The 12,992-nt window shown below is 38.1% G+C and carries 13 protein-coding genes; 7 read left to right on the forward strand and 6 right to left on the reverse strand.

Going from position 1 to position 12,992, the window contains the following annotated elements:
* The first annotated feature begins 75 nt into the window (after positions 1–75).
* From AC4PL9_RS05760 to AC4PL9_RS05790, 7 genes are all read left to right on the forward strand, one after another.
* Positions 76–2,379: a CAP domain-containing protein gene (locus AC4PL9_RS05760; protein WP_491603819.1), complete on the forward strand. Its 2,304-nt coding sequence runs from the start codon at positions 76–78 to the stop codon at positions 2,377–2,379.
* Positions 2,380–2,605: 226 nt separating this feature from the next.
* A complete protein-coding gene (locus AC4PL9_RS05765; protein ID WP_491603820.1) occupies positions 2,606–2,851 on the forward strand; it encodes a hypothetical protein in 246 nt (81 codons plus the stop codon).
* Positions 2,852–2,930: 79 nt separating this feature from the next.
* On the forward strand, positions 2,931–3,731 hold the full coding sequence (locus AC4PL9_RS05770) for a hypothetical protein (RefSeq protein ID WP_491603821.1): 801 nt from the start codon (positions 2,931–2,933) through the stop codon (positions 3,729–3,731).
* A 37-nt stretch (positions 3,732–3,768) separates the two neighbouring features.
* Positions 3,769–4,350 (forward strand): Crp/Fnr family transcriptional regulator, encoded by a 582-nt coding sequence (locus AC4PL9_RS05775; RefSeq protein WP_491603822.1) that lies wholly within the window; start codon positions 3,769–3,771, stop codon positions 4,348–4,350.
* Between the two features lie 52 nt (positions 4,351–4,402).
* A complete protein-coding gene (locus AC4PL9_RS05780; RefSeq protein WP_491603823.1) occupies positions 4,403–5,263 on the forward strand; it encodes an SDR family oxidoreductase in 861 nt (286 codons plus the stop codon).
* 103 nt (positions 5,264–5,366) lie between these two features.
* A complete protein-coding gene (locus AC4PL9_RS05785) occupies positions 5,367–6,830 on the forward strand; it encodes a hypothetical protein (RefSeq protein WP_491603824.1) in 1,464 nt (487 codons plus the stop codon).
* Positions 6,831–6,999: 169 nt separating this feature from the next.
* Positions 7,000–7,659, forward strand: a complete 660-nt coding sequence (locus tag AC4PL9_RS05790) for a DUF2306 domain-containing protein (protein WP_491603825.1) — start codon at positions 7,000–7,002, stop codon at positions 7,657–7,659.
* On the opposite strand, the gene AC4PL9_RS05795 is transcribed toward AC4PL9_RS05790, so the two are convergent.
* From AC4PL9_RS05795 to AC4PL9_RS05820, 6 genes are all read right to left on the reverse strand, one after another.
* Entirely contained in the window at positions 7,656–8,648 is a 993-nt protein-coding gene (locus AC4PL9_RS05795) for an NAD(P)H-dependent glycerol-3-phosphate dehydrogenase (protein ID WP_491603826.1), read from the reverse strand. The two genes, AC4PL9_RS05790 and AC4PL9_RS05795, sit on opposite strands and share 4 nt — an antisense overlap.
* Positions 8,649–8,717: 69 nt before the next feature.
* Complete coding sequence (locus AC4PL9_RS05800; protein WP_491603827.1) at positions 8,718–8,918, reverse strand: hypothetical protein; 201 nt, start codon at positions 8,916–8,918, stop codon at positions 8,718–8,720.
* On the reverse strand, positions 8,915–9,649 hold the full coding sequence (locus AC4PL9_RS05805; RefSeq protein WP_491603828.1) for a tyrosine-protein phosphatase: 735 nt from the start codon (positions 9,647–9,649) through the stop codon (positions 8,915–8,917). The genes AC4PL9_RS05800 and AC4PL9_RS05805 overlap by 4 nt, the downstream gene beginning before the upstream one ends.
* 1 nt (position 9,650) lies before the next feature.
* Positions 9,651–10,706, reverse strand: a complete 1,056-nt coding sequence (gene rfbB, locus AC4PL9_RS05810; RefSeq protein WP_491603829.1) for a dTDP-glucose 4,6-dehydratase — start codon at positions 10,704–10,706, stop codon at positions 9,651–9,653.
* 14 nt (positions 10,707–10,720) lie between these two features.
* Positions 10,721–12,016, reverse strand: a complete 1,296-nt coding sequence (locus tag AC4PL9_RS05815; protein WP_491603830.1) for a nucleotide sugar dehydrogenase — start codon at positions 12,014–12,016, stop codon at positions 10,721–10,723.
* A partial coding sequence (locus AC4PL9_RS05820) for a Gfo/Idh/MocA family protein (protein WP_491603831.1) occupies positions 12,006–12,992 on the reverse strand: 987 nt, incomplete at its 5' end. The genes AC4PL9_RS05815 and AC4PL9_RS05820, both read right to left, overlap by 11 nt.

Here is a 12,992-nt window from a genome sequence, read left to right on the forward strand (position 1 = left end):
TTAATGTATGTTACTTTCTTGAAAAAAGACATTCTTGAAACAAAATAATCTAATTTTGGAGCAATTCATTTAGTCATGGTTAAACAAATCGTTTTCATTTTACTTTTATTATCCTCTTACTATAGCTTTTCACAACTTTCGGATAAGGATGAAACTTTACTTAGAAAAGAATTATCCTTGCTTATTAATACATTACGTACAGACTTGGGTAAAGCTCCCCTTCAATTCAATGACACCTTACAAAAAGCAGCTAAAAACCATAGTGACTATATGGTTAAAAACAATATTCTCAGTCACACCCAAAGACGATCAAAATATGCTACCCCAAAAAACCGTGTAAGTGTATTCAAAGGAGATAATTTTGAAATGGTAGGTGAAAATATTCTCTACTCCAGTCCTCAATCATTTCCTCTCAACAAAAGTAAAATTAAAGCGCTGGCTAACGAAATGTTCAGAAGCTGGAAGGACTCTCCGGGACATTATGCCAACATGATAAACACCGAATACACCCACGGAGATTTTGGTTTCACCGTCGATTTAAAGAAACAAATTGTATATGCTACACATGTATTGGGTAAAAAAGGATATACTGTCCCCGATCAACTATCTGCCGATGCCTTTGGAATTAAAAAGGCGCCTAAGGATTGTGATAAAGAATTTGAGTCGTATTCCAACCTCATCATGAACCTGGGAAATTGTCTTTCTATTGAGGGGGATGAGGTTATCCTGTATTATAACAACAAAGAGCAATTCAAAAAAATATTTCCCAACGAAAACGACGGAATTGCAATTGATCTTATTTCCCAAAGTCAGGTTGCGTGTGGAAGTCCTAATACTCTTGATGCGAATCCCATTTATGACGGAATACTTCTGCGGCCCTATTATTCTGACCAACTGCTAAGTAATAACAGAGCTGAAGGAGACCATCGTCTTATCACAAAAGTCGGCCATATTCCTCCCGGTCTTCAGCCATATGAGCTTAGCCCGTCATTAGTACTGATAAAGGATGGAAAAGCTTGTAAATATGCCGTCCCGGTAAAAATCAGTAGAGATAGTTACCCCTTGCAATGGATAGAACCTTTTAGCAATGACGTGCCCTCCACTCAATTATTACAAGAAGGTATTATTCGTTCAGAAGTTCTACCTTATCATTTTAAAACCAATAAAACTTATTCCTCGAGCCATCCTAATCTTCAGGAACATACCGAAAGTATTCATTCGGTTAAAATCAATACATACAGTTCAGTTGAAGGAGACACTCCTCATAATGAAAAGCTACATACCTCAAGAGCTGATTATATTCAAAAACACCTGAATACGCATCTTAAAATCCCTTCTGATGCCCTCACTATTGAAACACGAGAAAACTGGGAGGAAATGAATTTCCAACTCAACTATTTTGAACGGGACGATTTGGCTCTACTCACCAAAGACTCTCTGAAATCCTTCCTGAAAACCCGTGATAATACCCTCCCCTGGGATTCTCTTTTCTTCAGTCAGCGGAAATCGGTAGCTGTGATTAATTATCAGGGGATCTTCTCAGACTATACTGAACTAGGCACGATCGGAGAACTGAACCTTAGAACTGCAATGGCATCAGAAAATGTGTTGCTTGCAAACAAGGCGTTGTACCACATGTACAATTCGATGGAATACAATCCCGCAATTCTCTTTGAAGGTCCGATTCAGGAATTTATCATCAGGCATCCCGCAACGGTAACGAATTACGCAGCGCTGTTATCTTACAATTACGATCTTGATCCTCCGGCTGTAACACGATTTATACATCGTTGGATAGGACGAAGTGAAGAATTGGATGATCAGGCCCGTTCCAATCTCCTTCACTTACACTCCCTCATTAGTATGCACTTAATTGATCATTGGGACATCTCTGCAAAACGTCTCGCTAATGTTATTCACCCTAAAAAAATTGAAGCATTTATCCCGGATAAAATACAAGATGATCTAATATTGAATCTACACCTGGCTTTTATTCAATACTTCAGTCAGATTAATGATCAGGTCAATATTTCCAAATCATTTTATTTCATCTCCGATTATTTTAAACTTCGCTCCATATCTCCGGAAGACGATGTACGTTTGGCTTTGTTTTTTAACAACTGGAGTATGTACAAGATGGCTATTGACCACTTAACTCCTCGTTTCAAAAACAACACACTTTCCACCGATGGTTTATTCATTCTGGCTGAGAATCTTTTCCTTTTAAATACTACCACTACAGAGAATGAATTGCTTGTCGATGTGAATAGAAAAGCTCTTTCCGCAGACAAAGAAAGATGGTGTGAATGGCTTTTCAATGATTTTCAACTACAACGAAACTCTAAAATCAAACAGTCATATTGCGAATCCTGTGAATGATTTGAAATTAACCCCTTGAAAAATAATCTACTTTCACTTCTTCTAGTTACTCTTTTCTTCACATCCTGTAATCAGTCTTCAAACACTGAGCTTATTACTGTTTTAAAAAATAACAGGAAAGAATATACCACTGCTAATCATACCTTTTCAGGTGGGCATCATTATTTTCGTCTGAAAAATTTTGATTGGCAAGCCATGACAGATACCATCAGTAGTTTTCATAGTATTGTTCTTCAAGAACGAAAAAATTATTGATGAACTTAATAAAGATATTTCGATCTGGCTACAGGACTCTGTTTCCATTGGTTTTTCCAAGTCGATAAAAGGTACTTTTCTCCTTGACGCAGCTAATTTACTTTTACAGGAAGAAGACTTGTTTGAACTCTTGGTTCAGCCCCCTGCTACTCATGAACAGGCAATTGAAAATCACAGGTACAACCTACGTTTACTACAAGGAATTATCTACTCATAAATAATCCGGATTAAATCCTGGCTACTATCATTCTCAAAAAGAATTAAACTGTATTTTAGCAACCTTCAAATCCATTCCTATGAATACAAATCCTTTCACTGAAATATACCGTAAACTAAGTGATTTTGAAGTAATCAGAGTACTTGAATTCCCCGCTGATTATGATCCACTTGCCGTGGAAGCTGCACAGGCCGAATTCGAATCCAGAAATATAGACGAAATTGAAGTCCATTCTCTAAAAAAACAAATTAATGAAGAGCAAATCAAACTGCTAAAATCAAGAACTCCTGATTCTGATTTTACCATGGAAGAAATAGCTTCTTGCGCCAGAAGTCTAATCAATATTACTGACCCAACCCCACTGAGAGTTATCAACTTCCTTACCCTCTACGCATTCTATTACTATTTTAGCTACTTAATCACTTTTATAGGGACTTTCAACCTGTCTCCAACCTTCTTTTTTTGGGATTATATCCTTTTACTCAATATCGGTATGTTGATCCCTCCTATTATTCTTTATCTCGTTATGCAACGCAAAAAATGGGGTTGGATAGGATGGAGTTTCGGCTTGTGGCTTACTTTTTTCACTTACGCTCTCAGCCTAATACATTTACTTCAATTCTGGTATAACAATCCTGAACTTTTTCAAACAACGGACGGCTCAGGTTTAAATAGACTTTTAAGTCCGTCTATTAATGATCTTAAAGAGAATCTACGAACTGATTTTATAGAGCTAATTATTACACTCTTACTCCTTATCATTTTTTCTTCTCACAAAATTTTACAGTACTTTTCTTTAAGCAAGCGAGCTGTATATTATACCTGTTTTAGTGCTGTAATCACTTTGGCTATTTTCATGTTAACCGTCTTTTTCATCTGATTTTTTCGTGTAAACCAGAATATGTATCTTGTGACTGATGCATCAACTGATACAACATATTGAGCAATATATAAAACTGGAAGAATTCGAAAAAGACAGTATTTATAATCTGGTCAACAAGTCCTGTTTTAAACGAAATGAAACTTTCTTTACAGAAGGAAAAATATCCCGTGAAATTTACTTTGTTGCTAAAGGGTGTGTAAGACTTTTTTATCTCAATGAGGGAAATGATAAAACGGCTTTTTTCTATACGGAAGGTCAGTTTATTTGCGCAGGCGAGAGTTTCACCTATGCAGTTCCCGCCAAAGAAAATTACCAGGCAATAGAAGATACTGAGTTATATATTCTGAGTAAAGACAATATCGGCCGATTAATGGAGATATCTCCCCGACTTGAAGTTATCGCACGAATCGCGACTGAAAATGAACTCATTGTATGCCAGAATATCATTGCATCTTTTGTAACAAAGTCAGCAGAAGAACGGTATATTGAACTCTTAGCGAATAACGGGGAACTCTTTCATCGTGTCCCGCAACAATACATAGCCTCTTTTCTGGGAGTATCTCCGGAAACCCTGAGCAGAATAAAAAGAAGAGTTCTCGAAAAAAGAAGTTCTTGACGATCATCAAGAGAGATCCCTGTTAACCTCTCTACCTTTGAAAGAAAAAACGATGAAAAAACCAAATGTCTTATTAGCCGGAGCAACCGGATATCTGGGAAGTTATATTCTCAAAGAACTTTTAACAAATGAATATCCCACCAGAATCATTGTTCGGCACAAAAACAAAATACCCGAATCGACTCCTGCTCCTGAAATTATTGAAGCAGAAGTTACGCATCCCGATACCATTTCCGATGCATTTTCGGGAATTGATGTTGTTATTAGTACCATCGGAATTACACGGCAAAAAGATGGGCTTACCTATATGGATGTTGATTATCAGGCCAATGTTAACCTTGTAAATAAAGCATTGGAACATGGCGTTAAAAAATTCATTTATGTCTCCGTCCTGAATGGGACTAAAATCCGGGATTTGAAAATAGGAGAGGCAAAAGAAAAATTTGTTGATTATCTCACTGCGTCAGGATTAGACTTTTGTATCATCCGCCCGAATGGTTTTTTTTCAGATATGCGGGACTTCCTGAAAATGGCAAAACGAGGAAAAGTGTACCTTTTTGGAGATGGAAAACTAAAGTTAAACCCTATTCACGGAGAAGATCTTGCGAAAGTATGTGTTTCATCAATACACTTGCCTGATCGAGAAGTCAACATCGGGGGACCGGATCTTCTTTCGCAAAATGAAATCGCAGAATTAGCTTTAGCTGCCTATGCAAAACCGATAAAAATTATTCACCTCCCGGATTGGATCCGAAAATTGACACTATGGACAGTCAGAACTTTTACAGGTTCCACAACCTATGGTCCGATTGAATTTTTTCTAACAACGATGGTAATGGACATGGAAGCACCTTGCTACGGAACTCATAAACTGAAAGACTTCTTCAGGGAAGAAGCCCGAAAACACCCCTGATATCTCCCCGTAAAACCCTGTGATTCTGAAAAACAGGTATTTTTCCCCTTTACCTGTCGGTCTTCTTTTCATAACTTGCTGAAAATCTTAACACTTATACACTATGAAAAAGAAAACCTTCCTCCTGATTTTTGCAGGGTTTACAACTACACTTTTCCTTACCAGCTGTACTACTGAAGAAACACAGGAAACAGAGATTATTGTCGAAAACAACTACCTCAGTACAACAAGTAGCCCGGATTCATTATGTCTGGCTGATCCTTCATGGTTTCCTCATTCTCAAACCCCGGAACCTAATGAAGGAAATACAAGCCCTTTTGCTAATTCCAGTACTACCAACGCTATTTTTCACCAATGGTCCTGGCAAAAGTTTTTATGGCTCACAAAACCTGACACTAACGGGACTCCTTTATTCCTGAATCCATCCAAAGTGCACCAGATTTCTTCTAAAATGGACCTTATAACTGTTCCACAAGGAGCCACTGTTGTCTTACAGGATACGCAACAAGCCGGATCTAAACAAGCTGTACTGACCACTAATCCGGATTATAATAAGTCTCAAAAAAGTGAAACTGTTTATTACTCCATCCACATGAGTCCAATCATGTACAAACATGCTATTAAGTTCGCAAAAGACATTATCAATAAAGTTATTCCAGATTCTAATTCAGTCATGTTCCCGGTGGGGTCCTTTGAATTAAAAGTTTCCTGGGTACCCGTTGATGCTATTCCTGAGGACAAACAAGCGAATTATTTTACTACAACAGCACACCTTTCTACCGATAATGGTCAGACCTTCCAAAATACAAAGGTAGCTCTAATGGGAATGCACGTTGTCGGGGTCGTAGAAAACCATCCTGAGTTTATCTGGGCAACTTTTGAGCACGATGACCTTGCTCCTAACTACGACTGGACAGCAAACTCTGCAAGTTCCGCTTCCAATCAGCTATTATTCAAAAAAGGAAGTGTTCAGGGAATCGGAGGAATTCTGTATGATACAGCGACGAAACACGGAACACCGCCTTATCAGGTTTTCGACTTATTCCAATATGGTGTTCCAAGAGATCCCTCAGGTAGTTTTATGAATACCTCTCAAGATGAACCTGAAAATTTCGCAAATATTCAGGGAATTAACTCCTGTGTAAAACAAAATCTAAAAGATGTTTGGTCTTATTATTTTTACAACGGATCAATCTGGTTAAACATGGACGGTACTACTCCAGAAAGACAAGCCTATATTATTGATAGTTTAGGTTATAACATCAGTAACGCAGAAAAAGGAAGTTATGCCAGAGGAAGTTTAAATTGCGCTAATGTGACGATGGAAACTTTCACTCAAACCTTTAAAAAATCAATTGGTGATATCCGTGCAAGTAATCTTGCCAACTGTTTTTCCTGTCACAGCTCTCCTACATTTCAATCCGGAAGTAATGCAACATCACCGTTGTACCTAAGTCATGTATTTCAGGACTATTTATCTTCTCAACGTGGACGTAAACTTGAAGAAATCGAACGTATCAAGTTGAAAAATGAGCAACGAGTTACTGAATACCTACAAAGCAAGTAAAATCTAATATCAGGAATAGTCATCCCTTACCTATACGACCACACCCACGAAGAGGAATGTTAGCGAATTAACATTCCTCTTCTCTTTTTATAAAAGCTAATTTTCCTGTTACTAATCGGTTTATTTTTGTACATTGATCAGGTGTTAAAATTAGTCGCTTAAATAATACATGGAGAAACTGATTAATCTGCTGATTTTTATACATGCATTTTTAGGTGGCATCTCTTTACTTTCAGGACTTATAGCTCTTTCCTCCCGAAAAGGGAAAAAACTACATAAAGTAGCCGGACTCTTTTTTTTCTATTCGATGCTTGGCTCAGGGATTCTCGCTATTATCGTAGCCAGTCTCCCCAACCACGAAAGTCCTTTTTTAATTGCAGTTGGAATTTTCAGTCTTTATTTCGTTATTACCGGATTTCGAGCTTCCCGATTCAAAAGGAAAAATGTATCACTCCTGTTTGACAAACTGATCTCATTCATCATGCTGGTAACTGCAGTTTTAATGATTGCTATTCCTTTGATCTTTTTTCGACAGATTAATCTCGTCCTGACGACTTTTGCCGGAGTAGGGTTCTTTTTTGCTTTACGAGACTTGAAGTTATACCGAAATCCAGAAAAAATTCGGGAAAAATGGATCAAATTGCACCTTGGAAAAATGATAGGCGGTTATATTTCTGCCACAACAGCATTTGTAGTAGTAAACCGTTTTTTTTCCGGATTTATCGGATGGTTTATCCCCGGAATAATTGGCACGTTTGTAATTATATACTGGTTACGAAAAGTAGAGAAAGAACCGATAGATACACCTAAAACGATTTCAAAAAGTTAGCTCAACTTGTCAGAAAGGATTCGCATTTCAATTACGGGAGAAATTTTCTGATAAATAATATTGTAGACAGCTTCCACGATCGGCATTTCCACCTGAAACTTTTTATTAATCTCTATAATCGATTTTGTGGCATAATAACCTTCTGCTATCATATCCATCTCCATTTGAGCGGTTTTTACAGAATACCCTTTCCCGATCATAAATCCGAAACTCCTGTTCCTGGAGAACTTCGAATAAGCTGTAACTAATAAATCTCCCAGATAAGCCGAAGACTTAACATCCCTGTGAATCGGACTGACCTCATCTATAAAGTTTTCGATTTCCTGAATTGCATTTGCTATCAAAACAGCCTGAAAGTTATCACCATATCCCAAACCGGAACAAATTCCCGAAGCAATAGAATATACATTTTTCAATACAGCCGAAAGTTCAGTACCAAACAAATCGTCAGAAGTTGTTGTCTTGATATATCGACACGCCATTATCTCAGCCAGTTCTTCTGCAATTGAATCGGACTGACAGGCGATAGTCAGGTAGGAGAGTCGTTCCAGAGCAACCTCCTCCGCATGACATGGTCCGCTGACAATTCCGATCTTCTCGTAAGGAGTCCCGAATGTCTTGTGTATAAAACGGGCCGGAATAGCATTGTATTCAGGAATAATTCCTTTCACCGCTGAAAAAACAATCTTATCATCAAACAGATGCTCAGGAATATCTTTAAATAATTCAACAAGAAAAGCAGAAGGTGTAGCAATAATAACAATCTCCGCCTGCTCTATAATTTGGATCAGATCGGTTGAAATTTCAACTTTTTCAAGATCAAACTCAACGGATTGCAAATAGTTCAGGTTGTGTCTGTATTTTAACAAGTGGCCTACGGCAGCTTCATTTCTCATATACCAAAATACCTTTGGCAGATTGTTACAAAGAATCTTTACCAAAGCAGTAGCCCAGCTACCTCCACCTATTACTGCTATTTTTCTATTCACGACTTATTAATATACCCGACAAAATTAGCATTATTTATGAATGCGTAAAGCGTTCAAAGCGATTATCGCTTACTGATAATCCATAAGTTCCATTTCACATTTACCCATTTCCAAATCAAACTCATCCGGAGTCATTTCATTAAGGTAAGTACACTTCCCCTCATACTCCAACTGATCAGCAGTTGTTTTCTTGACACATTCACAAAAAGAGGGTTCTGAGCAGGACACCAATAAAGGTATTCCAAAAGTAAGTATGATTAGTTTTTTCATAAGGTGTAATTTATCAGATCAAGATCCAATACTTTATGAAAGTACGATTTTTCAAGGTTATTTTCAAGCAAAATCAAATGTTCTATGCGATGACAATCAGAACCCACAAAATCAATGAGTTTCTGATTAACAAGATGTTCTGCCTGTTTCCGGACCTTTGAACCATAATGTCCCGTAAGTGAGTTCAGGTTCATTTGTATTTTTACGCCTCTTTCTCGTAATTCCTCTGCTTTCCTCACCGTATCATAGTACCCATACCTTTCATAATGCGCCAGAACAGGATGATATCCGTGTTTTTGAAAAGCAAACAACAGTGCTTCTATATTTTGTGGTTCCTGGTTAAAAGAAAACTCAAACAGCACGTAATTATGTCCAAAAATAAGAATCTCCCCTTTTTCTATTTTTGGAATCAGTTGTTCATCAAAATAATATTCAGCTGCAGCCTCCAATTCGATTGGAATTCCATATTTCGTTATTTCCGACTTCACTTTTTCCATCCCGGAGGTAATAATTTCCGGAGTATTCTTATAAAAGTCCATCATAACATGGGGTGTGGTAATCAACTTTCGATACCCCAGTGAATGGAATTGTTGAATCATACCCAGACTTTCATCCATTGTCCGGGATCCGTCATCTATTCCGGGAAGTAAATGACTGTGAACATCAACCCCAAGCTTTCCCAGATCAGCTACTTTTCCGCTCTTTCCCTTTAACCAATCAAAGAGAGCCATATTAACGGTTTTGGTATTGTTCCCTGTAATAATCCTGATAATCCCCGGACGTAATGTGTTCGATCCAATCCTGATTTTCAAGGTACCAGTCTACTGTCTTTTCCAGTCCTTCTTCAAATGTAATAGAGGGTTTCCATCCCAGTTCCGTTTCTAGCTTATCAGCATCTATTGCATACCTTTTATCATGTCCTGAACGGTCTTTCACAAAAGTGATCAGTTTTTCAGATTCACCTGCTTCCCTCCCAAGTTTTTCGTCCATCAACTTACAAAGGAAACGTACCAGATCAATATTCTTCCATTCGTTCAATCCGCCTATATTGTACTTTTCTCCGGAATTTCCTTTGTGAAAAATTACATCTATAGCTTTTGCATGGTCCTCTACCCACAACCAATCCCGAATATTATCTCCGGTTCCATACACCGGCAATGGCTTTTTGTTTTGAATATTGTGGATCATCAACGGAATCAACTTTTCCGGGAAATGATGAGAACCATAATTATTGGAACAATTTGATAGCACAACCGGTAGACCATACGTATGAAAATAGGCATTGACAAAATGATCAGAAGAAGCTTTAGATGCCGAGTAAGGACTCCGCGGATCATAGGGTGTTTTTTCAGAAAAGAGTCCATCTTCGTCAAGGGAGCCGTATACCTCATCGGTAGAAACATGGTGGAAGCGATGCCCCTCTTCTTCTCCCCAAAACTTTCTTGCCACATTCAGAAGATTCACCGTCCCGACAACATTTGTCAGTACAAATTCCATAGGACCACTGATCGATCGGTCTACGTGAGACTCGGCTGCCAGATGTATAACGTCCGTAATTGCATAGGTTTCAAATACACGGTCAAGATCCTCCGTACTCCTGATATCTCCCTTAAAAAAAGAATAATTGGGAGCTTGTTCTACATCCTTCAGGTTTTCAAGATTTCCGGCATACGTCAGCTTATCAAAATTTACAATCTGATATTCCGGGTATGTCGTAACAAACAACCTGACAACATGCGAACCAATAAATCCGGCTCCTCCTGTTACAAGAATTCTTTTCTTTTGCATTATAAACCTTCTCCTTATAAACTCCAGTATATTAAATCGTTGATTTTACCCTTATAGATACCCTTTACATCAACAAAAACACCTTTTTGTTCTTTTAGTAACGCTTTGAAATCTTCTTCTTTATATGTCTGGTATTCTTTATGATTCACCGCAAGAATTACAGCATCGTAATCTTTCCCCGGTTCTTTCATAATAGACACACCATACTCCTCTAACATTTCTTCAGATGATGCATGGGGGTCAACCACATCTACTTTACATGAAAAAGACTCTAATTCCCTAATGACGTCAATGACTTTAGAATTACGGATATCACTCACATCTTCCTTAAACGTCGCTCCCATCACAAGTATACGTGCATCCATGATGTTACGCCCCATAGCGATAATCTTCTTGACGGTTTGTTTTCCGATGTAGAATCCCATCGAATCATTCACATACCTCCCCGAATTAATCACTTTTGCATGATAACCTGCTTGCTTCGCCTTATGTGTAAGGTAGTAAGGATCGACTCCTATACAGTGCCCTCCGACAAGTCCCGGTTGGAATTTTAAGAAATTCCATTTTGTACCCGCAGCATTGAGAACATCATACGTATTAATTCCTAATCGGTTGAATATGATAGAAAGCTCATTAATCAGAGCGATATTCACATCTCGTTGCGTATTTTCTATAATCTTCGCTGCCTCAGCTACTTTAATTGAAGCTGCTCTGTGAACTCCTGCATCCACAACTAATTCGTATGTTTTTGCAATTTCCTCTAATGACTCCGGAGAACATCCGGACACAACTTTCACAACTGATTGGAGGGTATGTACTTTATCTCCCGGATTTATTCTTTCGGGAGAATAACCTACCTTAAAATCACTTTCAAATTTTAAACCGGAAACTTCTTCCAATACCGGAATACAATCCTCTTCCGTACATCCCGGATAAACCGTAGATTCAAAGACAACATAATCCCCTTCCTTAAGCACCTTTCCTACTGTTGTACTGGCAGAGATCAATGGGCTTAAATTAGGAAGGTTTGACTCATCAATCGGAGTCGGAACAGCAACTACAAAAAAGTTTGCTTCACGAAGTTCATCCAGGTCTGCTGTAAAATGAATATCGGCTCCTTCAAAATCTGAAGCTTCCAATTCATTACTCGGATCAATATTATTCCGCATCATTTCAACGCGCTTTGCATTAATATCAAACCCTATAACCTTAATTTTTTTTGCAAACTCCAGTGCAATTGGCAGACCAACATATCCCAGCCCGATAACAGCCAGTTTAGCCTCTCCATTCAGTAGTTTGTTATAAATCATGTTGTCTATCTCTTATATTATAAATTCGTTCTATTATTTCAACTACTTTCAATCCCTCCAGGGCATTTGTTGTAGCAGATGTTCTTCCTTTTAGTGTGTCCACAACATTTTCAATCACGTAATGGTGATTGGCAGCAGAACCTTTATAAGGACCATAATCATTAGGAGGGTTTGAAGCTGCCAACTCTGGCATATCATATCCTTCAATATTACAAATCTCTACCTCATTCATATACTGCCCTCCTATCCTGACACTTCCTTTCGAACCGATAATTGTAATTGAGCTTTCCAGATTTTGATTTGCAACAGCTGTCGAATAATTTAAACTCCCCATACCTCCATTTATAAATTCAAAACTTACGAATCCCGAATCTTCAAAATCCGTAAGTTCTTTATGGGTAAAGTCTTTAAATTTTCCCTGGATATTTTTTATGTCTCCAAACAACCAGTACATAATATCTATAAAATGTGAAAATTGGGTAAACAAGGTTCCGCCATCCAGATCCTGACGTCCTTTCCATCCCTCCTTTTTATAGTAACGCTCATCACGATTCCAGTAGCAATTCAACTGCACCATAAAGATCTCTCCAAGTTTACCGCTAGAAATGATGTCTTTAATCCAAACAGAAGGAGGAGAGTATCGATTCTGCATAACGCAAAAGACATGACGTGAAACCTGAAGTGCTTTGAAAATAACCTGCTCACAACTATCCTTTGATAACCCCATCGGTTTTTCACAAACAACATGATACCGATTATTCAATGCCTGAATACTTTGAGACGCATGTACTCCATTTGGGGTGCAAATGTTCACAACATCAATATCCAAATCTGCAGCAATCATTTCTTCAATACTCTGAAAGAAAGGCACCTGATACGATTCTATTCCCAGGGACTCTTTTGGTGCTACATCCACTAAGGCAATCAATTCAGCCTCAGTATTACGACTAATCATTTCTGCATGTCGTTTTCCTAT

The organism is Wandonia sp., from assembly GCF_984588085.1.